Genomic DNA, 24,217 nt, shown 5'->3' with positions numbered 1-24,217 from the left:
ATTTTTTTAAAATATTAAGGTGTTACTTTTCTAAAAGTAGCACCTTTTTTTTATTCTTGTAATATCTAAAACAAAACTGAGAGCATGCCAAAAAGAAAAGATTTAAAGTCAATATTGATTATAGGGTCAGGTCCAATTGTAATCGGACAAGCTTGTGAATTCGATTATTCGGGCTCCCAGGCACTTCGTAGTTTACGGGAGGATGGTATAGAAACCGTCTTGATCAATAGTAACCCAGCCACGATTATGACTGACCCGACAATGGCGGATCATGTTTACCTGAAACCGCTGACGACAAAATCTATTCTTGAAATATTGAAAGAACACCCTCAAATCAATGCGGTTTTGCCCACGATGGGAGGACAGACAGCTTTGAATCTATGTATTGAGGCTGATGAAAAAGGAATTTGGGTAGATCACAATGTAGAGATCATTGGGGTTGATATCGATGCGATAAATATTACCGAAGATCGTGAGAAGTTCAGGGAATTGATGTTGAAAATAGGAGTGGGAATGGCTCCCCAGGCAACAGCGACATCTTTCTTAAAAGGAAAGGAAATAGCCCAGGAATTCGGGTTTCCTTTGGTAATCCGTGCTTCCTATACCTTAGGGGGCGCCGGGGCTTCGATTGTTTATAAACCTGAGGATTTTGATGAGTTATTGAGTAGGGGACTTGAAATCTCACCTATTCACGAGGTTATGATCGATAAGGCCCTAATGGGGTGGAAAGAATACGAATTGGAGTTGTTACGGGATAAGAATGACAACGTTGTGATTATCTGTACCATTGAGAATATGGACCCCATGGGTATCCATACAGGGGATTCCATTACCGTTGCGCCTGCAATGACCTTGTCTGACCGTACCTATCAAAGAATGCGCGACATGGCCATCAAAATGATGCGAAGTATTGGTGATTTCGCCGGTGGTTGTAATGTGCAGTTCGCTGTTAGTCCGGATGAAGAAGAGGATATTATTGCTATAGAGATCAACCCTAGGGTGTCCAGGTCTTCGGCGTTGGCGTCAAAAGCAACAGGTTATCCTATTGCGAAGATTGCCTCAAAATTAGCCATTGGGTACCATTTGGATGAGTTGGATAATCAAATTACAAAATCAACGTCCGCTCTTTTTGAGCCAACCTTGGATTATGTAATCGTAAAAATACCGCGATGGAATTTTGATAAGTTCGAAGGATCTGACAGAACCTTAGGCCTGCAAATGAAATCCGTGGGAGAAGTAATGGGTATTGGTCGTTCTTTTCAGGAAGCACTTCATAAAGCAACCCAATCACTCGAGATCAAACGAAACGGACTTGGTGCCGATGGAAAGGGATATACCGATTACGATCAAATTATAAATAAACTTACGATTCCCGGTTGGGATAGGGTTTTTGTTATTTACGATGCCATTCAATTGGGTATTCCACTTAGTAGGATCCATGATATCACAAAAATTGACATGTGGTTCCTGAAACAGTATGAGGAATTACATTTCCTTGAAAAGGAAATATCGGAATATACCATTGCCAGTCTACCGAAGAGTCTGTTGTTGGAGGCCAAACAGAAGGGTTTTGCCGATAGGCAGATCGCCCATATGCTCGATTGTTATGAAAGTGAGGTTTACTCCAAGCGTGAAGAACTGAACATCAATAGGATTTATAAACTAGTGGATACCTGTGCAGCGGAGTTCAAAGCGATGACACCCTATTATTATTCAACATTCGAAGCGGAATACGAAACCGCGGATGGCGTTAAAAAGGTTGAAAACGATAGTATTGTCACCGATAAGAAAAAGATAGTGGTGCTTGGATCGGGTCCCAACCGGATTGGGCAGGGGATAGAGTTCGATTATTGCTGTGTGCACGGGGTATTGGCAGCAGCAGAATGTGGTTATGAGACTATAATGATCAATTGTAACCCCGAAACGGTATCGACGGATTTTGATACGGCGGATAAGTTGTATTTCGAACCGGTTTTCTGGGAGCATATCTATGATATCATCCGTCATGAAAAACCGGAGGGTGTTATTGTGCAATTGGGAGGGCAGACAGCCTTGAAACTGGCTGAAAAATTGGATAAATACGGAATCAAGATTATTGGAACCACCTTTAAAGCCTTGGATTTGGCCGAGGATAGGGGGAGTTTTTCCACATTATTGGAGGAAAACAATATCCCTTTCCCGCAATTCGGGGTGGCGGAAACCGCCGAAGAGGCTTTGGAATTGGCCGAAAAACTGGATTTCCCATTGTTGGTAAGACCATCCTATGTATTAGGGGGGCAAGGTATGAAGATTGTTATCAATAAGGAGGAGTTGGAGACCCATGTGGTCGATTTACTTCGAAAAATACCCAACAACAAGTTGCTCTTGGACCATTATTTGGATGGAGCCATCGAAGCGGAAGCGGATGCTATTTGCGATGGTAAGGATGTTTATATTATTGGAATCATGGAGCATATCGAACCTTGTGGTATCCATTCCGGGGATTCCAATGCGACTTTGCCTCCTTTTAATTTAGGGGAGTTTGTCATGCAACAGATAAAGGATCATACCAAAAAAATCGCCTTGGCCTTGAATACCGTTGGATTGATCAATATTCAGTTTGCCATTAAAGAAGATATTGTATATATCATAGAGGCCAATCCAAGAGCCTCAAGAACGGTTCCATTTATTTCCAAAGCATATAAAGAACCTTATGTGAACTATGCGACCAAGGTGATGTTGGGAGAAAAGAAGATAAAGGATTTCAATTTTAATCCGCAATTGGATGGGTTTGCAATAAAGCAACCGGTATTTTCTTTTAATAAATTCCCGAATGTAAATAAAAACCTAGGACCGGAAATGAAGAGTACGGGGGAAAGTATACTATTTATCGATAGTTTAAAGGATGATGAGTTTTACAACCTTTATTCAAGAAGAAAGATGTACCTCTCCAAATAATAAAAAATCAGCACTCCAACGAAGTAATTAGTGTACTTTGTATTGAATAAGGGCTATTTAAACACACTGTTTAAATAGCCCTTATTATATTGCCTCAATTCTTTGGGTTATAGTTTTTTAAATCTCCCAATCGGTATGGAAAATACCGTTCATATCGGTGCGTTCATAGGTGTGGGAGCCAAAGTAATCCCTTTGGGCCTGGATCAGGTTCAAGGGCAAGCGGTTTGTAGTGAAACCATCAAAATAGGTTAACGCATTACTTAATCCGGGAAGCGGTATTCCATTGTTTACGGCAAAGGCTACCAGATGGCGAACAGCAGGCAGTGTAGGTTTGATCTTGGCGGCAAAATCCTCATTCAATACCAAGTGGGTGGTACTTTTGTTTTTGTCGAAAGCCTTGGCGATGTCTGCCAAAAGTCCAGCCCTGATAATACAACCGGCACGCCATATTTTGGCCACGGTTGGCATATTGAGTTCGTAACCATATTCTTTGGAAGCCTCGGTCAATTGATGAAAACCTTGGGCGTAGGTAAGTATAAAGCCAAAATATAAGGCTTCCTCAGCCCATTTCCCCAATGCTTCCTTATCCATTTTTTCAAACTCTTTCTTAGGGTACATGGAATGGGCCTGAAGACGTTCCTCTTTTAAGGCCGAAAGTTCCCGCATACTCACTGCGACATCAATCGTAGGTATGGGAATGCCCAAGTCCATTGCATTTTGGGAAGTCCATTTACCGGTACCCTTTTGTTTGGCCTTATCCAGGATCATATCGACCAAATACCCTTCGGTCTTATCGTCTTTCTTTTTTAGGATGTCTGCGGTGATCTCAACCAGGAACGATTGTAACCGACCGCGGTTCCATGAGTCAAAAAGTTGCTGTAATTCTGGATTGGAATAATTCCCGGCTTTTTTTAGGATATCATAGATCTCGGAAGTCAACTGCATCAATCCGTATTCAATGCCGTTGTGGACCATTTTAACGTAGTTTCCTGCTGATTTAGGACCTAAATAGGCTACACAGGCCTCACCGTTAAAATTGGCGGCTACAGCTTCGAATATGGGTTTCACCTCTTGGTAAGCTTCTTTGGAGCCCCCAGGCATGATACTTGGGCCACGTCTGGCTCCTTTGGCACCTCCTGAAACCCCGGCACCGAAGAAATGTATTCCTTTCGATTTTAAATAGGACTCCCTTCTATCCGTATCCCTATAAAATGAATTTCCACCATCAATAATAATATCCCCTTGATCTAAATAAGGTAGAAGTCCCTCAATAACAGCATCGACAGCTTTGCCAGCGGGCACTAAAAGCATTAGCTTTCGGGGGCACGATAAGGATTCCACAAAGGTTTTGCCATCTGTTGAAGCATTGATTTTATCGGTATTTCCACCTTCTTCCAGAAGGGACGCCACCTTGTCCCCGTCCAGATCATGGCCAAATGCCGAAAAGCCTTTGTCTGCGACATTCAAAATGAAATTACGTCCCATGACCCCAAGTCCAACCAATCCAAAATCATACCTTTTTTGTCCCATAAACCTAAAATTATATAGTCAATTCAATTTTTACATTTTCCGCTACCAGATTTTCCAAATGATCATCGGTCTTAAACGTTTCGGCCTTGAATTTGGAACTTCTCTTTGTTGCTTGCTCTTTACGTCTCATACTACGACTGAATCGCCTTACGCCCTGATGGTCTTTTATGATCAAACCAGGTACGGGTACGTTTTTGCCATTGTCGTCTTTAGCGACCATGGTAAAATAAGAAGAGTTGCAATGTTTTTTCTCCCCTGTGGTAATGTTTTCCGATTCTACACGTACCCCAACCACCATTGAGGTTCTCCCCGTGTAATTTATGGAGGCCCGTAGGGTAACCAGTTCACCGACTTCGATGGGGTTCAAAAAATCAACCTTGTTCACCGATGCCGTTACGCAATAATGTTGGGAGTGTTTCGAAGAGCAGGCAAATGCGATTTGATCCATTAGGTTGAGAATATGTCCACCGTGGACCTTACCACTAAAATTGGAATGGGAGGGAAGCATCAATTCCGTAATGGAGACATGTGATTCCTCAGCAGATTTAAATTTTTTCATTTGCTATTGTCTAAAATGCGGTGATTGTTCTTTCTCAACATTGGTAACGAAGAACTTGGTGTCCCCCAACCAGAAAAAAGTGGCATAACGTTCAACATACACCAGTTTTACGTAATTCCCTTGATATTGCTTCAGTTTGTCAATGGTTTCCTTATCCTTGTCAAGTATGGAAAAAGAGAATATTTGGGCCCCTGAAATCCCTTGGCTTATTTCACCTTCCCAAGTTTTGGCAAAGACCCCTTTACGGCTTACTTTGATCAATTCACCGGAACGGACCCCTTCACTATAAGGCACAAAGTAAATAAAAGCGTATATCAAAAGAAAAATGATCACGATGGCCGTTAGGGTCAATACAAAGGCTTTTTTCATAACTTAAGTTTAGGTTCTTCCTCAAAATCATCTTCCTGGGCGCGTTTCAGAATAGGTTCTGGAAGGGATTTTTTAGCTTTGGCCCCCATTTTTTTGAGTTTTTCGATACTGGTCACTAAATTGCCACGACCTTCTACTAATTTATTCATGGCGCCTTTGTACTCACTCTTGGCTTCGTCCATTTTTTTGCCCACTCTGGTCAAGTCGGTCACAAAACCTTCGAATTTGTCATATAGAGCTCCAGCTTGCCGGGCAATTTCAATGGCATTTCTTTGATGTTTTTCGTTGTTCCACATGCTATCGATGGTCCGTAAAGTGGCCAATAGGGTAGATGGTGTCACAATTACGATATTCTGTTCAAAAGCCTTGTTGTACAGGGAGTTGTCATGGTTTATTGCAATGGCAAAAGCTGGTTCTATGGGAATGAACATCAAGACAAAGTCGGGACTCTCCATTTCGTACAGATCCTCATATTTTTTGGCGGATAATTGGTCTACGTGCCTACGAATGGAGTTGATATGGTCTTTTAGGAATTTCTCCCGTAAGTCATCCTCTGCATTGATATAACGCTCATAGTCGGTGAGTGATACCTTGGAATCGACCACCATCTTTTTCCCATCCGGAAGGTTGATGATGACATCGGGTAGTACACGGGATCCATCCTCACGGGTAAAACTTTGTTGAACGGAATATTCGCGGTCTTTTTCCAAACCTGATTTTTCAAGAACACGCTCCAAGACCAATTCGCCCCAATTCCCTTGCATTTTACTATCCCCTTTAAGGGCTTTGGTCAAGTTTTCAGCTTCTTGGGTGATTTTAAGGTTTTGACTTTGAAGGTTGAGCAACTGTTCTTTTAAGGCAGAGTGCATACTGATACTTTCTTTTTGTGAAGTCTCTACCTTTTCTTCAAACGTTTTTATTTTTTCCTGTAGGGGTGAGAGCAGGTTTTTGATGTTTATTTGGTTCTGCTCGGTAAATTTGGTGCTTTTTTCATCCAAGATCTTATTGGCTAAATTCTCAAATTCCTTGGTGAACTTTTCCTGTAATTTTTCGACTTCCGCCTTTTGTTCCTTGTTCTTCAAGTCCAAATGCTCTAAGTCCGACTGGTATCTAACAATTTCATTGCCTAGGTGTTCCTTTTCCGAACGCAGTTCGTCTTTTTCATTTTCCAGGCTTAGGATCCGATTTTCCAAATTGGTATTGGAAAGCGCAAGCTGTCTAATTTCCTCTTCCAAGGTGCTTTGGTTCGATTTTGTTTTTAGGTTTTGGATGTAATTGCCCAAGAAATAACCAATGGCCAGGCATATGAGTCCAATAAGCAGATATATGAGATATACATTCATTAGGGTAATACTTCTTTGGAGTAAAGATAAAGGTTTGACTTTAAAAATTTAAACCACCCAGGGTTACTTTTTTATTTTAAATGAACCTGTTTTTGGATCGAATGTCACCGTATCAGATGGGAAAAGTCGTTCAAAAGACTTTTTTTGGATCAATTCACAGGGCTCGCCGAACTCATGGGAACCCTTGTTCATGATAAGGATCTTGTCACAAAGCTGTATGGCCATTTCAATCTCATGACTGGTCACCAATATGGTTTTAGAGGTTTTATGGGCAATATGCTTTAGAAGTTTTAAAATTTGAACCTTGTGGTGAAGGTCTAAATGGGAGGTGGGTTCATCCAATAATATGATCGAAGTGTCTTGGGCCAAAGCCCTTGCGATCATAACCCGTTGCAGTTGCCCATCACTAAGCTCGTAACATTTTTTGTTTTTTAAGGACTGTAGTCCTACCATGCCAATAGCTTCTTGTATCTTGGTTTTGTCCGTTTCCGATAATCTACCGATCCAATTGGTATAGGGCTGCCTTCCTAAGGCAATAAGTTCTATGACCGTAAGGTTTTTTGAGGCTAGAGGCTCGGTGAGTACCACACTTATGGTCGATGCCATTTCAATCGGTGTATAACTCTTTAAGTCCTTTCCATCCAATTGTATTGAACCCGACAATTTCGCTTGTACGTTTCCTAATGTTCTCAGTAGGGTCGACTTTCCAATACCGTTTACCCCGATGATTGCGGCCAATTCCCCTTGCTGTAACTGAAAGTTTATCCCGTCAGCGATTACGGTGGTACTCTTTTTCGAGAAGTAACCAATACTTAGGTCTTTGACTTTTAGGGCGGTATGTGCTATTATTTTCTTGTTCATACCTTCATTAAAAGATCATTTTCTTTTTTCTTACCAATAGCCAAATGACCACGGGGGCACCCACGATGGAGGTAATGGCGTTGATGGGCAATACATTTGCTGAAGTGGGCAATTGGGCTATGGTATCGCATATCAACATTAAAATGGCACCATAGACCAGTACAGCGGGGACCAAAACCTTATGGTCTGTGGTATTGAATATTTGTCTCGTCAAATGGGGTACTGCCAATCCGATAAAGGCAATCGGACCAGCAAAAGCGGTAATGCCCCCGGCCAACAATCCCGTGGCAATAATGATTTTATAACGGGATCTTTTTAGGTTGACCCCCAAACTTTGGGCATAGTTTTCCCCCAAAAGAAATGCATTCAAGGGTTTTATGGATACAATACTTAGGACAATCCCAATAAGGATAATGATCAATAGTAGCAGTAATTGGGACCAGGAGAGGTTGCCCACACTACCAAAGGACCAATAAATGTATTGTTGCAGTTTCTCGGCATCGGTAAAATAGGAAAGCACGCTAACAATTGCGGCCGTTATGCTTCCGAACATGAGGCCTATGATCAACAGGGCCATAGTGTCCTTGATACGGTAAGAAACCACCACCACCACCAAAAGAACGGAAAAACTTCCGATACTGGCGGCTACAGCCAAAGAAACATCGTTGACCATTCCATAGGAAAACAAACTGGAAATTAGGGCACTGCCCATAATCAATAAAGCTGCCCCTAAACTCGCACCTGAGCTGATTCCCAATACAAAAGGGCCTGCTAAGGGGTTTCTGAACAGGGTTTGCATCAAAAGCCCGCTGAGGGCAAGTCCACTGCCCACAAGAATAGCGGTGAAAGCTTTGGGGATACGATAATTCCAAACGATATATTCCCATGAATCATGGGCAACTTCGCGCCCAAGAATTACATTTAAAGTGCCCTTAAAGGGAATGGATACGGAACCAAGGCTAATGTTCAACACAAAACAAATAGCCAATGCCAGTACCAGTAGGAGTAAAGAAACTTTGTATTTAGCGGTATTTTCCAATTAATTCAACGGCTTAAAGAAAAACAATTCATGTTCGGGCAATATTTCAGGGTGGAATATATGGATAAGATCTTTCAATATTAAATCGGGCCTATTGGGTCCCAACTCAAAATAAAGTAAACCACCAGTTGCACCTTTTGTTTTTGCAAAGGTATATACATTCTTATTTTGGAAAGCCTTAAATTTTAGGTAATGTCGATTGGCGTCTTCCATTTCCTGATAGGAAGTGAATTGGGATGGTGAAATCCAATAATCGGTATCTATGCCCTTGGCCAAAACACTTTCTATACTTAAATTAAGGCTACCGGTCTGATCCGTTGTGGACCAAGGGTAAACTACATTGGCATCCTTCAAAAACATGGCACCCCAGCTATTCCCACCAGGTAGGTACCATACATCCTTATAAAGGGCGCCACTTAAAACAGTAGGTTTGTTCTTTGAGTTCTTCGCCATCGATTTCACTTCGTTGTAGGCATCGGAAATCTCCTTGAAAATACTGTCTGCCACTTGTTCCTTTTGAAAGAAGGGAGCAAAAAACTTGATCCATTCCGCTTTGCCCAAAGGGGTTTCCTCTGTCCAGTCCCCATTGTAAACTACAGGGATATTGGAACGTTGTAAGGTCTCATAGGCTTTGTTTTGGTTATTGATAGTGAAACCGAAAACAACCTCTGGATTCAATTCAATGACCATTTCGGTATTGATGGTTTCATTGTTCCCCAATTCCTTTATTTTGCCAGCCTCTATAAGTTCCCGGGTTTTCACCGAAGATACATACTGGGTGTCCGGAAAGCCCTTTAAGGCATCAATAACCCCAAGGGATTCCAATGATGGGATGTGCGTGGTCGAAGTCGTGACGATATTGTTTACGGGTACCCCGATTATGGCATTATATTCTTCTTGGTTTAGGGTAATCGAGGCCATTTTGTCTTTGGGGACCAGCGCATATTTAAAATTGGTCTTGGCATTGGGCCAAGGAGAGGAAACCGTGATAATGGTAACCCCAGAACCTGTTTTTTCTATGGTAAATCCTTTTGCATATTCAATAGCAATGGTTTTGGATTCCAATGTTGGTGGCAAGGTATCCTTTGTCTTTTCCTTACAGGAAAGAAACAAACAGAAAATCAGGGAAAGCAGTACAGTGGATCTCATTTTGATGTGGGTTGTATTCTTAGTATGTTTGGTTAAAATGACCGCAAGGTAACAAATGTCACAATTCTAGAATGGATAGTATTTTACTTTTGTTAAAAATTCAAGCATGCGCGATAGCTCCAATACCATCATTTATATAGTCGCAGGGATTATAATACTTCACTTCGTGGTGGGCTTTATCTGGTTGGCCGTAAAACTTAGTAAAAAAAAGGAGGATAAGTAATTTTTTAGTTTAATTTTGCCCCGAATTTGGTTTTGTCACTTTCACGGTGACTAAATTAAAAGGGAATCCAGTGAAAATCTGGAACTGTTCCCGCAACTGTAAGCATGTGCTGAACGCATTATTCAGTACCTATTCGATGAAGAATAGCTGCCATACACTTTATACCACTGAGAATATCGGGAAGGTTGTATCGCAAATTGCAAGTCAGGAGACCTGCCAAGTTCACAAACTAAGAATTTCGATAGACTTTCGGGTAAAAGGTCATTGGTATGAAGAAAACGCTATTACTATCCTTTATTGTTTTTGTAAGCCTGAACAGTGCTTTTGCACAAGAGAACCCCATAATCAAATTAAAGGAAGTGGTTGTTTCCGATATTCGGTTAAAACGATATGCGGAAGGACATAAGGTTACGGAATTAAGGGATAGTACCATAAAACGTCAAAATAATTCCCTAACCTCCCTGTTGGCCTTCAATTCCAATATTTATTTTAAGGAAAATGGTTATGGGATGGTTTCGTCTCCCGCTTTTAGGGGGACCAATGCTTCCCATACGGCAGTAATTTGGAATGGGATAAATATCAATTCCCAATTGAACGGACAGGTCGATTTTAATACCATAGATCCCTTAAGTTATAATTCAATAGGTATCCGCAGTGGAGGTGGCAGTGTTCAATATGGATCTGGTGCCATTGGGGGAAGCGTTCACCTGAATAACGACCTTCGGTTCGATTCCCATTTTGATCATCGGGTTGTTTTGGGATACGGAAGTTTTGAAACCAAAAACATCAATTACGCCCAAAGTTATGGCGATTCGCGATGGTCTTCCAATTTTGGGGTCAATTATAAAAAATCGGATAACGACTATGAATATTTAAAAACCGACGAAAAGAATGTCAATGGGGAGTTTGAACAATTGAACTTTAATTTCAATGCGGGCTATGTGCTTTCTGAAAAACAGGTACTGCGATTATACCATCAAAGCTTTATCGGGGACAGGAATTTGTCGGGAACCCTTGTATCAGTGGGTAGAAGCAAGTACAAAGACAATCAGTATCGTACCCAATTGGAGTGGGGCCGTTTTGGCGAAAAGACGATTTCAAAGGTAAAGGTGGCCTATTTACAGGAAGAATTCAGATATTATGAGAATAAAGATTCTGATAACCATTCCTTTGGGAAAGTATCGACCTTTTTGGCTCGGTATTCATTGGACATGAAATTATCAAAAGCCTTTAGATTAAACTCTTTTTTAGAATTCGATAATTATAAGGGAGAAGGTGATAGTTTTGGAGACCCCAACCGAAATGATTTCTCTGCAACCGCATTGCTTAAGCATCAGGTTTCCCCTAAATTGGTTTACAATGTGAGTTTACGACAGGATTTTTCCTCGGACTACAGCAGTCCTTTGGTTTTTTCGTTGGATGGAAAGTACACCGTCAATAGGCATTATGATATTCAGTTGAATGCTTCAAAGAACTTTAGGACGCCTACTTTTAATGACCTTTACTGGCAGCCTGGGGGTAATCTGGATTTATTGGCCGAACAATCGTATCAAGTTGATTTGGGACATCGTCTGCAGTTTGGAGGGGTTACCTTCAATCTAAATGGTTATTATATCACTACCAAGGATATGATCAAATGGCTACCTGGTAGCAATGGAATCTGGTCCCCAATAAATATTGATGATGTACGTATTTATGGTGCGGAAGGGGAACTAGGTCTTGGTTATGATATCGGTAAGCACCAAAAGGTGGCATTCAAAGCGAACTACGCCTATACCGTTTCTGAAGACCAATCGACCAAGGAACAACTGATTTATGTCCCGTTTCATAAGGCTAATGCCTCCTTTTCCTATAGCCTATCCCATTTTAACGTGTTTTATCAGCATCTCTATAATGGTCCTGTATCCATCATTGGAGGGGAGTTGGATGGTTATGATGTGGCCAATGTCGGGATAAATTATACAGGTACCCTTCAAAAAAAGATAAAATATACGCTTGGCCTTAGCTTCAACAACGTGTACGACACTTATTATGAAAATATAGCATTACGTCCAATGCCAAACAGAAATATTCAATCACAATTAATTTTAAATTTTTAAGACCAATGAAATTCAAACATTTTTTTATTACAGCAGCACTGGCATCGTTCGTATTTGTAGGATGCGACAATGATGATGATGACGATCAACCTATCATAGGGGCGATTGAGGTGTCAACAACTACCGATACCTATGACGAAGGGGCAGGTGTGGTTGATATTGATTTTGGTACGGCATTGGCCAATGGGACGGATGTAACCATTACTTATGAAGTATCAGGTTCCGCTACTTCCGGTGTGGATTATGAAGCGCTATCCGGTTCAGTGGTACTACCTGCTGGTGATCTTTCCGTATCCCAAAGCCTTACGCTTATTGATGACGACGAGGTAGAGCCATCAGAAGAAATTATCGTAACCATTAAGACCATAACAGGGGGGGAAGACCTTGTTATTGGTTTAAAAGATTCGGTTACCCTTACCATTACCGATAATGACTCCTATCCCTATGAAAATGGGATTATAGTTACCCATGAAGGTAATTTTTTCCAGGGTAATGCCTCGGTTTCCTTTATTTCCAATGATTATACGACAGTACAAAATGAAGTTTTCAAAACAGTAAACGATGTTGATGCTTGGGCAGATGTTATCCAGAGTATGGCCTTTAATGAGGAATTTGGATATATTGTTGTGAATAATTCACAAAAAGTGGAAGTTGTCAATCGGTATACGTTTGAGTCTGTCGCCACAATTGATATGGAACTTTCAAACCCTCGCTATATGGTTTTTGCCAATGGAAAGGGATATGTGACCAATTGGGGGGATGGTAGTAATCCTGACGATGATTATGTTGCTGTGATCGATCTAGAAGAAAATACGGTAACCGCCAAGATTCCGGTTGCAGAAGGTCCCGAACAACTTATAGTTAAGGAAAATACGATTTATGTAGCTATGCAAGGGGGGTATAACCAAAATAATATCGTTACCGTTATTGACGCGACTACAAATATGGTAACCACTACCGTTACCGTTGGTGATCGTCCAAATTCCCTACAAGTGGATGCTGAAGGAAACCTATGGGTACTTTCTGGAGGTAATCCTGCTTGGACAGGTAATGAGACCTTGGCCCAATTGGATAAAATAAATACTGCGGACAATACTGTTGCCGGTACTTTTGATTTTGCAGCGGCAGAACACCCAGGAGCATTGGTTGTTGATGGTAGTAGTCTTTATTATTTTATGTCAGGTTCGGTTTATGGCATGGAAACTTCGGCGACAGCCCTTCCTGAAACAGCTAAAATCACGGATCTTAATTTTTATGATATGACTGTGAATGATGGTAAGCTTTATGGTGTTGATGCCAAGGATTATACTAGTAATGGTTCTTTGGAAGTCTATGACCTAAACGATAATTCGTTATTGGTATCCAAAGAGGTTTCCATTATCCCTGCAGGTATCTATTTTAATGGTACAGCAGAACGTTAATCGCTTTAACAGATCAATAAGGATAAATGAAAAAGGGCTCTAGTTATAGAGCCCTTTTTTTATGGAGTACCTTTTTGTTTATTGAGGAATATTTCCCATTTGCATGGGTTTGTCCAAGAACATATTATCCTTTAGAACAGAGAACATTTTAGAGTTTGTCATAACGTTTGCCGGCATTTTTACCTGAAAACCACGTTTGCCGGTTGCTCCGGTAATCTCCTGTATGGCCCTGGCCAATAAAGGCTCATTGGGGTCACCCCAAGCTCCTAGGTTCTCTAAATCTTCTTCAAGCTCAATATCGGGAACCAGACCAGAGGTGTAGTCGGAAAAGCCATCGGCATTTTCGTTTCTACCCACTAAAGGTTGAATGGCCCATTGGTTGTCGGGGTTGATCTTACTTTCGCGCTCTGCATTGTAAATGTAGCTGCCGTCGAAGTCATCTACCATGGTCAAGGAAAATTCATTCTTCCCTCTTGTAGTTTCCCCGATATGTACGACATCGACATAAGGGGCGAGCCCATTTATGACCAATTCACTGGCCGAAGCGGAACTATTGGTCGCAATGATATATACCTTGGAAAGGTTAAGTGTATTTACAGAGGAGCCATCACTGGTTTTTTCTGCAAAGTAATCCGTTAATTGCGAATCGCTCAACTGTCCTTGTATTTTCGAGTTCCAGCGTTGTCTTAAGAATAATTCCTCTTTGTTCGTTCCATAAACCATACTTGATAATAAACGTGCTGAATTGACCGATCCTCCCGGGTTATAACGAAGGTCCAATACGAGATTCGTTACGCCATCGGCTTTAAATTCACCGAACACGTCGTTGAGATCCTCGTCAAATTCGTTGGTGAACCTATTGTATACAAGGTATCCGATTTTTTCACCACCAATTTCAAGGATTTTGGAAAGGAAAACGGGATTTTCCACCAAGCCCTCAAATTTAGTTAGGGTTACCTCTTTATCGTTAGGTGTAATTTGGTCGTTGGCGATATCAGCCATGTTCAGGGTATAGGTATCATTGTCCCCAAATAGGAGGTCCGTGTAATTTGATACATTCAGGGTTTGTCCATCAACCCCGGTAAAGAGATCACCACGGGAAATATCCTTTGTGGCGGCATCCGAATTGGGTATAATATACCAGACATAACCAAAGACATCATCGCTATCACTGAATTTGACCAATCCAAATTCAAGTCCGTTACTTTTACTGATTCCAGCAAACGACTGTGTCAATTCCCTATAATCGTCCGAGTAAAAACTAAAGCGATCTTCGGAATATAATAATTGATCATCAAAGAAAGTCCCCGGATCTGATTCTGACGACAGGAATTCTGTATAAGCGTCTATTCCTTCATCGGTATTTGGGAATTTGTCATCCGCTAGATTAGGAACATCTTCTTGCCAGAAATACCAAAAATTCATGGCTTTCCACATAAAATCCTGTACTTCTACTTCAGCAGAGTCTGGGTCAATGCCATCGGGAGGGGTAAGGTCATCATCACTTTTTTTACAGGAAACCAATAGTATTCCAAGGGAAAGGAATAACAAAACATACTTTTTCATAAATTTTCTTTTGCAATATTTCGTAGAGAACCGCAATTACCATTCCATAAATTGAAAGAAGAAAAGGGGGACTTACTTACTTTTGAATAAATTATATACGCAACTTATTGTTGTTTGGATGCCCAATTTAAAGACAATAACAGGAAATAAAAATTATTTGTAACAAAATTAGTTGTACTTCGTCTTGCTTATGTAGACGAGGAAGAAGTACTACGAACAACGAACCAAAGGAATGAAACAATCGGAATTTCTAAATGTGGTTATGCCTTTTAAGGATAAACTCTATAGGTTGGCAAAACGCCTACTGGTCTCCAGGGAAGAGGCTGAGGATGCCACCCAGGAAATCCTGATGAAGTTGTGGTCAAAAAATGAAAACATCGGTAAATACAAAAATGTAGAGGCTTTTGCCATGACGATGACCAAGAACTTTTGTTTGGACCGGTTAAAATCAAAACAAGCTGGAAACCTAAAGCTGGTCCATAGTAATTACGGGGATAATAATTCTTCGTTGCAGAAACAGGTAGAGGCCAAGGACAGTCTTGGATGGGTGGAAAAGATTATGGAGGAACTGCCCGAACAACAAAAATTGGTTTTACAGCTACGGGATGTTGAGGAATATGATTTTGACGAGATCGGTGAATTATTGAACATGAAACCAACGGCAATACGGGTGGCTTTATCACGGGCCCGTAAAACAGTAAGGGAAAAATTAATGCAAAAACACAGTTATGGAATTGGATAGAATAGAAAAATTATTGGAAAAATATCTTGAAGCTTCCACTTCCATTGGCGAAGAGAAAGAGTTAAGGGCATATTTCTCACAGGAAAGTGTAGCATCACATCTAAAGCAATATGCACCTATGTTCCAATATTTTTCCGCAGCGAAGGAAGAACGGTATACCAAAGGGTTGCCCTTGAAGAAAAGAAACATAAACTACAGGTGGCTTTCCATAGCCGCAATGGCCGTTTTGTTATTCGGCATATACTTTGGTAAGGAATACCAGGAAAAGAAAGAAGCCGAGTTTGCCTACAATGAAACAAAAAAAGCGTTGACCCTTTTGGCCGATAACTTTAGTAGAGGTACCGAAAAAGTGGCTTATTTAAAGGAATTTGAAAACGCAACACAAAAGATTTACAACAAAAATTAATACAGAAAATGATGAAGAAAATTATAATTACAATGGCATTGGCAGTTTTGCCCATACTGGGCTTTTCACAGTCTGCCTTCGATAAATTCGAAGATCTGGACAATGTAAGTGCCGTAGTGGTCAACCAGAGTATGTTCCGGTTGCTGTCCAATATAGACGTAGAGGTAGATGACCCCGAAGCAAAGGACTTTATGGATATCGCCAAAAGTCTTAAGAACCTCAAGGTTTTCATTACCGAGGATAAGAATATCTCCGCGGATATGTTGAAGACCATGAACCAATACCTTAAAAGCGCGCAGTTAGAGGAACTTATGCGGGTTAAGGACAAGGATGCCAACGTTAAGTTCTATATCAAAAGTGGTAAGGACGAAAACCATGTCAGTGAGTTGTTGATGTTCGTAACGGGAATCAATAATGATGTAGAGGTGAACGGAAGAAAGTTCGAAACCGTTTTACTTTCATTGACCGGCGACATTGACTTACGTAAAATAGGTTCATTGACCAAAAAGATGAACCTACCGGAAGAATTGAACGAAGCCGGAAAAAAGAATTAAAATCAAAAAAACGTGGTGGTTCAAAGTATAAACCACTTGAGCCACCACATTCATCAATCAATCATCAATAATCAAAATGCCAACAGGCAGAAAAAACGACAATCATGAAAAAAATCACCTTAATTTTAGCAATCGCCTTATTACCTTTAACAGGTTTCTCCCAATCCATCTTTGATAAATTTGAGGATATGGACCATGTGGGCTCCGTAATAGTAAATAAGGGAATGATAGACCTTCTAACCACCATCGGCAGCCTGGAAGACGATAAGGAAGCCAAGGACTTTGTGGAAATGGCCCGGGGAATAGACGGGATAAAGGTCTTTATTACAGAGAATAAGGGTGTAGCGGCCGATATGTCCGCAACCGTTCGCAAATACTTGCGTTCATCCTCTTTGGAAGAGTTGATGCGGGTCAAGGACAAGGATGTAAACGTGAAGTTTTATATCAGAAACGGAAAGAAAAAAGACCATGTCACCGAATTGTTGATGTTCGTCTCAGGGCTGAAAAATATGGATGTGGATGTAAATGGCAGAAAGTTCGAAACGGTATTGGTCTCCATGACCGGGGATATCGATTTAAACCAAATCAGTGCATTGACCAAGAAGATGGATCTGCCCCAAGAGTTGAATAAAGCAGGAAAGCATAATAGGTAAAATCCAAGATCGGTTGCCATTAACCTTGGCGACCGATTTTCATAACGAGACTCAACTAATAAATCATAAAGAATGAAAAAAGTAATAAAAGGCCTATTGGTCATTGTTGTATTGGTTGCAGGTAGCTGTACATCGACCCAAAGCCTTCAGGAGTATTTTGTCGATAATTCGGACAACCCCAATTTTCTATCCGTAGACCTTCCGGCCAGTCTTTTGAATATGGATAAAGTGGATTTAAGTGAGGCTGAACGGGAAGCCTTGAATTCATTGAAAAAAATGAACGTATTGGCATTTAAAAAAAATGAGGCCAATTCGGTGGAGTTTGAGGTGGAAAAGGCCAACGTAAAGGCCATTTTAAAGAATGGGAAATTCATCGATTTAATGAAGATCAATACCAGCTATGGTAAAGGCGTTGTTAAATACATGGGTAATGATGAGGTAATCGATGAGGTAATTATATATGGCGACAACGATGAGAAAGGCTTTATGCTGATCAGGGTCTTGGGAAACAATATGAAACCGGCAAATCTGGCGAAGTTTATACAAGCCATCCAAAAATCGGATTACAAGGGGGAGGGGCTAAACAAAATTGCGGATTTCATCAAAAGTTAAAAACACTTGCCTATTCGTAATATCCGTATGTTATTAAGAAAGAATAAATTACAGGCTATGACCTCTTTAAGGGGTTATTTGCTGTTTTTTATCATTATTTTATTCGGTAATGTCCGGTCAGGTTACGCAAACCCGTTCGAAATATCTTTTAAGGACCACTTCGGTTTACCCTCTTGAGCACGGGTCGTTCTTTTGTTTTTTGCATGAAATTAGTAGGGGTCATGCTTCATGGTTTTGGCGACTAATCATTACCTTCGTGACACTATTAACTATAACACTTTATTAAAAATGGAAAAAGCAACAGAATGGTTTAATTATGGCATAGAATTGGCCAAAGAATTTGGACCAAAATTATTGACGGCAATTCTGATTTACATCATCGGCGCTTGGATAATCAAGAAGATTGTGGGTGCGTCGCGAAAAATGATGGCCAAAAGCAAATACGATGAATCCCTACAAGGTTTTTTATTGAATTTAATCTCGTGGGCCTTAAAGATATTTTTGATTCTTGTGGTCATTTCCCAATTAGGGGTTGATGTTACCACTTTCGCAGCAGTAATAGCCGCTGCCGGTTTGGCTGTTGGTTTAGCCTTACAAGGTTCACTTTCGAATTTCGCAGGTGGTGTTTTGATCATGATTTTCAAACCTTATAAAATTGGGGATCTTATCGAGGCCCAAGGCGAATTGGGGGTTGTAAAAGATATTGAGATCTTCACGACTAAAATGACTACACCTCAGAATAAACTGGCCATAATACCCAATGGGGCCATGGCCAATGGGAATATCGTTAATTATACTGCAGAAGGTGTAATTCGCGTAGATACGACCATAGGGGTAGGTTACGGGGAGGATATCAAAAAGACCAAAGAAGTTCTATTAGAGGTGTTAACCTCAAATCCATTGGTTTTAAAGGACCCGGCGCCTTCAGTAAATGTTTCTGAATTGGCCGATAGTTCTGTAAACTTTGCCGTACGTCCTTTCTGTAAACCAGAACATTATTGGGATGTATATTTCGGTACTTTGGAAAACTGTAAACTGGCGTTGGATAAAGCTGGTATTGAAATTCCTTACCCACACTCCGTGGAAATCCACAAGGAAGGATAATTAAAATCATTTATAATAAAAAGCCCCCATACAACGATTGTATGGGGGCTTTTTTTATAGGTCTATTCAATGGGTTGATCTGATTAACAACTCATTTAGATTCCTGTATAATTCGCAGGGGTGATTACTTTCAACTCGGCCTTGATACTATCCGAAACTTCCAAAGTGTCAATGAAATCGGAAATGGTTGCCTGGTTTATTTTCGCATTGGTGCGTGTTAGCCCCTTTAAGGCCTCATAAGGGTTCGGATACCCTTCCCTTCTCAATATGGTCTGTATGGCTTCGGCTACTACGGCCCAATTGTTCTCTAGGTCCAATTCAATCTTCTCTTGGTTCAAAAGAAGTTTGTTCAATCCTTTCAAGGTTGATTGGAAAGCAATTAGGGTATGCCCAAAGGGAACACCTACATTTCTTAGTACCGTACTATCCGTCAAATCACGTTGTAATCTTGATAGCGGCAATTTGGCCGACAAATGTTCAAAGATCGCATTGGCGATACCGAGGTTGCCTTCTGAATTCTCAAAATCAATGGGATTGACTTTATGGGGCATGGCCGATGATCCAACTTCCCCTTCCTTTATTTTTTGTTTAAAATAGTCCATGGAAACATAGGTCCAGAAATCCCTGTCCAAATCCAAGACGATGGTATTAATACGTTTTAAGGTATCGAACAGTGCGGCCATATGGTCATAATGCTCGATCTGTGTTGTTGGAAAAGAATGATACAGCCCCAATTTCTCTTGCACGAATTTTTGGCCAAAGACTTTCCAGTCGATATTGGGATAGGCTATTTTGTGTGCGTTATAATTACCCGTTGCCCCACCAAATTTTGCGGCACTGGGAACATCATTCAATAAATTGAATTGTTCATTCAATCGCGTTACATAAACCTCTATCTCTTTGCCTAAACGGGTTGGGGAAGCGGGTTGGCCATGGGTTCTGGCCAATAAGGGCACATTTGCCCATTCCTTCACCAATTCCTTCAATCTGTCGACGACATCAAAGTAAAGGGGTACATACACATCATTCATGGCCTCTTTGATCGACAAGGGAATGGCCGTATTGTTAATATCCTGGGAGGTCAATCCAAAATGGATGAATTCCTTATGTTTACTTAAACCCAAAGTATCAAAGGCATCTTTGATAAAATACTCAACAGCCTTCACATCATGGTTGGTGGTCTTTTCAATATCCTTGATGGCCTGTGCATCGGATGAATCGAATTTTTTGTAGAGATCCCTTAATGCATCGAATTTTGAGGTGTCAAACGATTCAAGTTGGGGTAGGGGAAGCTCACAGAGTGCGATAAAATACTCTATTTCAACAAGGACCCGGTATTTTATCAATCCTTCCTCAGAAAAATAAGGGGATAAGGAAACCGTTTTATTTCGATATCGACCGTCAATCGGTGAAATGGCATTCAATTGGGATAGTGACATGGCTGATGTGCTTGATTTTGGTTAAAAGCAGCAAAGATACTTATTCATAAGGGAGTTTAAAAGGTTTGCAAAACATTGTTTGCATATTCTTTTCAACACTATTTCAGGGGGTTGAGCCTTTCAAGGGTCATTCTTGCCCTCGCTTTATAGGCAGAACTCCCCGAGGCATAGTTTCGCTCCAAAACCATTTTCAATTCAGGGTGTATCCAATCAAAAGTACGGCCTAAAAGCAATAACGAGGTCATGGAATAAGCTTTTGCAGCGACTTTGTATTCCCCAATTAGCCAATCAAAACAGGTACTGCCTATAAGTTCGAGGTGTTTAGGGGTTAATACCGATTTAATTTCATTCTGTTTTTTCGAATAATAGGCTTTTGTGATTATCTCGCATATTTTGGCCATGGGCCGCACTGAGGAATCGAGTTTCAGGAGATGTATATTTTTGGTAAAAATGTCGATATAAGGCAAGATGGGGTTTAGGTCTTTCTTGAGGACAAATTCCAATATCCAACAGGCCTTGTTGCATATAGGGGCTTTACCTTTAAAAGCGATTTGCAGCAAGGGTTCGATCAATTCGGGTTTTTGTAAGACCAAATGGGCCATATGCATGCGTTTTTCCCTTGTAGCATTTACATAATCCAAAGATTTTATCAAGTCGTCCTGAGTCACAATTATTTGTATTTTTGATTAAATGTTCGCCCCAATGAAAATAATGAAAAAAATAGGAGTAACACTTCTATTGATACTAATTGCCATGCAATTTTACCGTCCTCAAAGGAATTTGTCGCAGGGCAATCATACAGCAGATTTTTTAAAGGAAACCAATCCCTCACCCGAGGTTCGAATGGTTCTGCAGAATGCTTGTTACGATTGTCATAGTGATAACACCCGTTACCCGTGGTACAATACAGTCGCACCCATTTCATTTTTACTTTCCAAGCATGTGGATGAAGGAAAGGACGAATTGAATTTCTCGACTTGGGATACTTATTCAGGGAAAAGAAAAAGTCATAAGCTCGAGGAGGTTGTCGAGGTTCTCGAAAATGGCGAAATGCCCCTAAAGTCGTATACTTGGATACATTCCGAGGCTCAACTGACTGCCGATCAAATGAATGCGGTAATCGAATGGGCCAAGCGTTCTAGGGTGCTTTATCAATTAAATCAGCAACCGCAATAGGAACACCCTTCGTTGCGTTTTCAGGAATTACCTTTAGGTTATGTTTAGAGCGGTTTTCAATCGATGGTTTTGGATCGATGAAATATATGGGGGTTCCCGGGGGAGCAAAGTCAATTAAACTAGCAGCGGGATAGACCTTCATCGATGTGCCGATAATGATCAAGAAATCGGCTTTAGAGGTCAATTCCATGGCTTTGCCCATGAGTGGCACGTCTTCACCAAACCAGACGATATGTGGGCGTAATTGATATCCCCTTTCACAGCGGTCACCCAAGACAAGGTCTTTACGCCAGGGAATTGGGTCTCCACCACCTGTACTCCGAACTTTCAAAAGTTCCCCATGGAGATGAACCACATTCGTACTGCCAGCCCTTTCGTGAAGGTCGTCTACATTTTGGGTAATGATGTTTACATTGTATTTTTCCTCAAGGGTCACCAGTGCCTTATGTGCTTTATTGGGGGAGACCTGCAACAATTGCCGTCTACGTTGGTTGTAAAAATCCAATACCAATTGGGGGTTTCTCGAAAACCCTTGGGGGGAAGCTACCTCCATTACATCATGTCCTTCCCATAAACCATCGGCATCACGGAAAGTCTTAAGTCCACTTTCAGCACTCATTCCAGCACCTGTTAGGATTACCACATTTTTTTTCATGGTATAAAATTAGACTTTTCTTATATTCGATTTATGTTAAATCAACAACTTTTAGACTATCTCGAAGAATTTATTTCGGAAGAAAGAAAGGAACGTTTTATAAAAGTACTGGAGGAACGTACTAAATTCATAACGGTTGCCATTGAGGATGTTTTCCAATTCCATAATACGAGTGCCGTAATCCGGAGCTGTGAGGTTTTCGGATTGCAGACGGCCCATGTCATTGAAAGTCGTTTTGGGAAGCGATTGGATAAGAACATAGCTATGGGTGCCCAGAAATGGGTCGATGTATATCGACATGGGAACACACAATCCTGTATTTCCGATTTACGGAAGCAAGGTTATCGGATTATTGCAACGACACCGCATAACGATTCCTGTTATCTTGAGGAATTTGTAATCGAGGATAAAACAGCATTGTTTTTTGGTACGGAAAAAGAAGGACTTAGTGCAGAAGTAATTAGGGAGGCTGATGGTTTTTTGAAAATACCGATGGTTGGGTTTACGGAGAGCCTGAATATATCCGTATCTGCAGCGATTATTTTGCAGCATCTTACCTCAAAAATGAAAAAACAACAGTTGCCTTGGCATTTAAGTGATGCTGAGAAACTTGATAAACGATTGGATTGGACCAAAAAATCCATCAGAAGTATTGATGATATATTATCACGATATTACGAGTGAATATAAATATTCACTATATTTAATGGTAAGTAATCAATTGATAGACAAATGTATATACTATTTTATGTCCTGATAGGAATCGTGGGCCTCTAGTATGTATTACTTGTGAAGATCTCACCAAAGAGCTTAGCCGGGTTGAAGGGGCTTCTGGCACCATACTTAAGCAAAAGACGGAAATAGGGGGTGGATATGGTTTTATAGCCTTGATAAAGGATACTGAGGGTAATAGAATCGCTTTGCATTCGCAAAAATAATCCTAAAAATAGAGGATTGATGCTTCGGCACGGGCTCCAAACCGAATGGGGAGAATTGTTGTGCCTACCCCTTTTGAAACATACATTTGGGAGGTCTCACTGGGGTACCAACCTTTTACATATTCGCCACTTCCATAAGGTGTCATTAAAGGAATGCCAAAAAAGGTTATTTGACCACCATGGGTATGTCCCGATAGAATCGTTGGTTTTAAATCTAAGGAAGAACTTATTTCATCAATTGTCTTTCGATAAGCAGGACAGTGGTTTAGGACAACCGTGGGCAATTTGTAGTCGATTTCTCGGGAGGCTCTGGCAAAATCGGGTTTCCCAAATACAAAATCATCTACGCCCAATATGTTTAATTTTCTTGATTTAATATCAAAAACATAAGATTCGTTGATTAATAGGATGCCATTATGGGAATCTAAGGTTTCTCTTAAATCTTTTAGGTTGACACGGCCCGAATATTCCTTGTTACCCAATATGGCTATTTTTTTAATTTTATAATCAAGAAGTGATAGGAATTCACTTAACAATGGTATTCTCGAATTCCTTGTAATGGAGTCCCCGGTAATCAGCAGAACATCAGGATGTTCTTTATTGATACGTTCGGCAACTGTTTTATGGACTTTTTTTATTTCCTTGAGATGAAGATCACTCAATTGAATAGCCTTAATTTTATTTTGGTTCCCATTGGAAACGTCAAATATATTCCATTCAATAAAATATTGTTCTAACCAAAATGCATCCAAAAAAAACAATCCGAAAACACCTAAGAAAAACTTTATCACAAAGCCTCTTCTACTTAATTTCATTTTTCATCAAAATGTGGATTTAGTATT

At 40.6% G+C, this 24,217-nt stretch carries 23 protein-coding genes and 1 riboswitch; of the genes, 11 read left to right on the top strand and 12 right to left on the bottom strand.

What is annotated here, in order from left to right; translation table 11 throughout:
• Positions 1–84 precede the first annotated feature (84 nt).
• Positions 85–2,937, top strand: coding sequence for a carbamoyl-phosphate synthase large subunit (gene carB / locus HPE56_RS02385; RefSeq protein WP_188242160.1), 2,853 nt, complete (start codon positions 85–87; stop codon positions 2,935–2,937).
• A gap of 117 nt (positions 2,938–3,054) precedes the next feature.
• Here carB and gndA read toward each other — a convergent pair whose 3' ends face one another.
• From gndA to HPE56_RS02350, 7 genes are all read right to left on the bottom strand, one after another.
• Positions 3,055–4,467: an NADP-dependent phosphogluconate dehydrogenase gene (gene gndA / locus HPE56_RS02380; protein ID WP_188242159.1), complete on the bottom strand. Its 1,413-nt coding sequence runs from the start codon at positions 4,465–4,467 to the stop codon at positions 3,055–3,057.
• 10 nt (positions 4,468–4,477) lie between these two features.
• A complete protein-coding gene (locus tag HPE56_RS02375; RefSeq protein ID WP_188242158.1) occupies positions 4,478–5,026 on the bottom strand; it encodes an acyl-CoA thioesterase in 549 nt (182 codons plus the stop codon).
• A 3-nt stretch (positions 5,027–5,029) separates the two neighbouring features.
• Positions 5,030–5,395: a 6-phosphogluconate dehydrogenase gene (locus tag HPE56_RS02370; RefSeq protein WP_188242157.1), complete on the bottom strand. Its 366-nt coding sequence runs from the start codon at positions 5,393–5,395 to the stop codon at positions 5,030–5,032.
• Positions 5,392–6,738 (bottom strand): DNA recombination protein RmuC, encoded by a 1,347-nt coding sequence (gene rmuC, locus HPE56_RS02365; RefSeq protein ID WP_188242156.1) that lies wholly within the window; start codon positions 6,736–6,738, stop codon positions 5,392–5,394. The genes HPE56_RS02370 and rmuC overlap by 4 nt, the downstream gene beginning before the upstream one ends.
• Positions 6,739–6,801: 63 nt before the next feature.
• Positions 6,802–7,599: an ABC transporter ATP-binding protein gene (locus tag HPE56_RS02360; RefSeq protein WP_188242155.1), complete on the bottom strand. Its 798-nt coding sequence runs from the start codon at positions 7,597–7,599 to the stop codon at positions 6,802–6,804.
• 7 nt (positions 7,600–7,606) lie between these two features.
• A complete protein-coding gene (locus tag HPE56_RS02355) occupies positions 7,607–8,638 on the bottom strand; it encodes a FecCD family ABC transporter permease (RefSeq protein WP_188242154.1) in 1,032 nt (343 codons plus the stop codon).
• On the bottom strand, positions 8,639–9,787 hold the full coding sequence (locus tag HPE56_RS02350) for an ABC transporter substrate-binding protein (RefSeq protein ID WP_188242153.1): 1,149 nt from the start codon (positions 9,785–9,787) through the stop codon (positions 8,639–8,641). It abuts the gene before it with no gap.
• A gap of 233 nt (positions 9,788–10,020) precedes the next feature.
• Positions 10,021–10,245, top strand: a riboswitch (cobalamin riboswitch).
• A gap of 34 nt (positions 10,246–10,279) precedes the next feature.
• Between HPE56_RS02350 and HPE56_RS02345 the strand changes: the two genes are divergently transcribed.
• Together HPE56_RS02345 and HPE56_RS02340 are read left to right on the top strand one after the other, a co-directional pair.
• On the top strand, positions 10,280–12,109 hold the full coding sequence (locus tag HPE56_RS02345; protein ID WP_188242152.1) for a TonB-dependent receptor plug domain-containing protein: 1,830 nt from the start codon (positions 10,280–10,282) through the stop codon (positions 12,107–12,109).
• A gap of 5 nt (positions 12,110–12,114) precedes the next feature.
• Positions 12,115–13,530, top strand: a complete 1,416-nt coding sequence (locus HPE56_RS02340) for a Calx-beta domain-containing protein (RefSeq protein WP_188242151.1) — start codon at positions 12,115–12,117, stop codon at positions 13,528–13,530.
• Between the two features lie 78 nt (positions 13,531–13,608).
• On the opposite strand, the gene HPE56_RS02335 is transcribed toward HPE56_RS02340, so the two are convergent.
• Positions 13,609–15,096, bottom strand: a complete 1,488-nt coding sequence (locus HPE56_RS02335; protein WP_188242150.1) for a S41 family peptidase — start codon at positions 15,094–15,096, stop codon at positions 13,609–13,611.
• Positions 15,097–15,328: 232 nt separating this feature from the next.
• Here HPE56_RS02335 and HPE56_RS02330 point away from each other — a divergent pair, with 232 nt between their 5' ends.
• The 6 genes from HPE56_RS02330 to HPE56_RS02305 all read left to right on the top strand — a co-directional run bounded on the left by HPE56_RS02330 (position 15,329) and on the right by HPE56_RS02305 (position 19,167).
• Positions 15,329–15,838: an RNA polymerase sigma factor gene (locus tag HPE56_RS02330; protein ID WP_188242149.1), complete on the top strand. Its 510-nt coding sequence runs from the start codon at positions 15,329–15,331 to the stop codon at positions 15,836–15,838.
• Positions 15,825–16,244 (top strand): hypothetical protein, encoded by a 420-nt coding sequence (locus HPE56_RS02325; protein WP_188242148.1) that lies wholly within the window; start codon positions 15,825–15,827, stop codon positions 16,242–16,244. The genes HPE56_RS02330 and HPE56_RS02325 overlap by 14 nt, the downstream gene beginning before the upstream one ends.
• Before the next feature lie 11 nt (positions 16,245–16,255).
• Positions 16,256–16,798 (top strand): DUF4252 domain-containing protein, encoded by a 543-nt coding sequence (locus HPE56_RS02320; RefSeq protein WP_188242500.1) that lies wholly within the window; start codon positions 16,256–16,258, stop codon positions 16,796–16,798.
• A gap of 104 nt (positions 16,799–16,902) precedes the next feature.
• Positions 16,903–17,451 (top strand): DUF4252 domain-containing protein, encoded by a 549-nt coding sequence (locus HPE56_RS02315; RefSeq protein WP_188242147.1) that lies wholly within the window; start codon positions 16,903–16,905, stop codon positions 17,449–17,451.
• A 72-nt stretch (positions 17,452–17,523) separates the two neighbouring features.
• A complete protein-coding gene (locus HPE56_RS02310) occupies positions 17,524–18,063 on the top strand; it encodes a DUF4252 domain-containing protein (protein WP_188242146.1) in 540 nt (179 codons plus the stop codon).
• A 288-nt stretch (positions 18,064–18,351) separates the two neighbouring features.
• Complete coding sequence (locus HPE56_RS02305) at positions 18,352–19,167, top strand: mechanosensitive ion channel family protein (RefSeq protein WP_188242145.1); 816 nt, start codon at positions 18,352–18,354, stop codon at positions 19,165–19,167.
• Between the two features lie 95 nt (positions 19,168–19,262).
• Here the strand turns inward: HPE56_RS02305 and purB are convergent, their stop codons facing one another.
• Entirely contained in the window at positions 19,263–20,606 is a 1,344-nt protein-coding gene (gene purB, locus HPE56_RS02300; RefSeq protein WP_188242144.1) for an adenylosuccinate lyase, read from the bottom strand.
• Between the two features lie 98 nt (positions 20,607–20,704).
• The gene (locus tag HPE56_RS02295) at positions 20,705–21,274 is read right to left on the bottom strand and encodes an adenylosuccinate lyase (protein ID WP_188242143.1); all 570 of its coding nucleotides are present in this window, start codon (positions 21,272–21,274) and stop codon (positions 20,705–20,707) included.
• Between the two features lie 34 nt (positions 21,275–21,308).
• Between HPE56_RS02295 and HPE56_RS02290 the strand changes: the two genes are divergently transcribed.
• Complete coding sequence (locus HPE56_RS02290; RefSeq protein ID WP_188242142.1) at positions 21,309–21,782, top strand: heme-binding domain-containing protein; 474 nt, start codon at positions 21,309–21,311, stop codon at positions 21,780–21,782.
• Here HPE56_RS02290 and HPE56_RS02285 read toward each other — a convergent pair.
• Entirely contained in the window at positions 21,745–22,437 is a 693-nt protein-coding gene (locus HPE56_RS02285; protein WP_188242141.1) for an SIR2 family NAD-dependent protein deacylase, read from the bottom strand. The genes HPE56_RS02290 and HPE56_RS02285 overlap by 38 nt on opposite strands.
• Positions 22,438–22,470: 33 nt before the next feature.
• On the opposite strand from HPE56_RS02285, the gene HPE56_RS02280 reads away from it, so the two are divergent.
• Positions 22,471–23,121: a TrmH family RNA methyltransferase gene (locus tag HPE56_RS02280; RefSeq protein ID WP_188242140.1), complete on the top strand. Its 651-nt coding sequence runs from the start codon at positions 22,471–22,473 to the stop codon at positions 23,119–23,121.
• A 256-nt stretch (positions 23,122–23,377) separates the two neighbouring features.
• Here the strand turns inward: HPE56_RS02280 and HPE56_RS02275 are convergent, their stop codons facing one another.
• Positions 23,378–24,190 carry a metallophosphoesterase gene (locus HPE56_RS02275; RefSeq protein WP_188242139.1) on the bottom strand — a complete coding sequence of 271 codons (813 nt, stop codon included), beginning with the start codon at positions 24,188–24,190 and terminating at the stop codon, positions 23,378–23,380.
• Positions 24,191–24,217: the final 27 nt, after the last annotated feature.

It is taken from the genome of Maribacter aquimaris, assembly GCF_014596745.1.
In the GTDB taxonomy this organism is placed as follows: domain Bacteria; phylum Bacteroidota; class Bacteroidia; order Flavobacteriales; family Flavobacteriaceae; genus Maribacter_A; species Maribacter_A aquimaris.
The sequence above is the reverse complement of the archived record's forward strand: the minus strand, read 5'-3'. Positions and strand labels throughout refer to the sequence as shown.

Excerpts from the sequence above, each read along its gene's own strand:
- carB (WP_188242160.1), top strand. The coding sequence starts at position 85 with ATGCCAAAAAGAAAAGATTTAAAGTCAATATTGATTATAGGGTCAGGT.
- gndA (WP_188242159.1), bottom strand. The coding sequence starts at position 4,467 with ATGGGACAAAAAAGGTATGATTTTGGATTGGTTGGACTTGGGGTCATG.
- HPE56_RS02375 (WP_188242158.1), bottom strand. The coding sequence starts at position 5,026 with ATGAAAAAATTTAAATCTGCTGAGGAATCACATGTCTCCATTACGGAA.
- HPE56_RS02370 (WP_188242157.1), bottom strand. The coding sequence starts at position 5,395 with ATGAAAAAAGCCTTTGTATTGACCCTAACGGCCATCGTGATCATTTTT.
- rmuC (WP_188242156.1), bottom strand. The coding sequence starts at position 6,738 with ATGAATGTATATCTCATATATCTGCTTATTGGACTCATATGCCTGGCC.
- HPE56_RS02360 (WP_188242155.1), bottom strand. The coding sequence starts at position 7,599 with ATGAACAAGAAAATAATAGCACATACCGCCCTAAAAGTCAAAGACCTA.
- HPE56_RS02350 (WP_188242153.1), bottom strand. The coding sequence starts at position 9,787 with ATGAGATCCACTGTACTGCTTTCCCTGATTTTCTGTTTGTTTCTTTCC.
- HPE56_RS02345 (WP_188242152.1), top strand. The coding sequence starts at position 10,280 with ATGAAGAAAACGCTATTACTATCCTTTATTGTTTTTGTAAGCCTGAAC.
- HPE56_RS02340 (WP_188242151.1), top strand. The coding sequence starts at position 12,115 with ATGAAATTCAAACATTTTTTTATTACAGCAGCACTGGCATCGTTCGTA.
- HPE56_RS02335 (WP_188242150.1), bottom strand. The coding sequence starts at position 15,096 with ATGAAAAAGTATGTTTTGTTATTCCTTTCCCTTGGAATACTATTGGTT.
- HPE56_RS02330 (WP_188242149.1), top strand. The coding sequence starts at position 15,329 with ATGAAACAATCGGAATTTCTAAATGTGGTTATGCCTTTTAAGGATAAA.
- HPE56_RS02325 (WP_188242148.1), top strand. The coding sequence starts at position 15,825 with ATGGAATTGGATAGAATAGAAAAATTATTGGAAAAATATCTTGAAGCT.
- HPE56_RS02320 (WP_188242500.1), top strand. The coding sequence starts at position 16,256 with ATGAAGAAAATTATAATTACAATGGCATTGGCAGTTTTGCCCATACTG.
- HPE56_RS02315 (WP_188242147.1), top strand. The coding sequence starts at position 16,903 with ATGAAAAAAATCACCTTAATTTTAGCAATCGCCTTATTACCTTTAACA.
- HPE56_RS02310 (WP_188242146.1), top strand. The coding sequence starts at position 17,524 with ATGAAAAAAGTAATAAAAGGCCTATTGGTCATTGTTGTATTGGTTGCA.
- HPE56_RS02305 (WP_188242145.1), top strand. The coding sequence starts at position 18,352 with ATGGAAAAAGCAACAGAATGGTTTAATTATGGCATAGAATTGGCCAAA.
- purB (WP_188242144.1), bottom strand. The coding sequence starts at position 20,606 with ATGTCACTATCCCAATTGAATGCCATTTCACCGATTGACGGTCGATAT.
- HPE56_RS02290 (WP_188242142.1), top strand. The coding sequence starts at position 21,309 with ATGAAAATAATGAAAAAAATAGGAGTAACACTTCTATTGATACTAATT.
- HPE56_RS02285 (WP_188242141.1), bottom strand. The coding sequence starts at position 22,437 with ATGAAAAAAAATGTGGTAATCCTAACAGGTGCTGGAATGAGTGCTGAA.
- HPE56_RS02280 (WP_188242140.1), top strand. The coding sequence starts at position 22,471 with ATGTTAAATCAACAACTTTTAGACTATCTCGAAGAATTTATTTCGGAA.
- HPE56_RS02275 (WP_188242139.1), bottom strand. The coding sequence starts at position 24,190 with ATGAAATTAAGTAGAAGAGGCTTTGTGATAAAGTTTTTCTTAGGTGTT.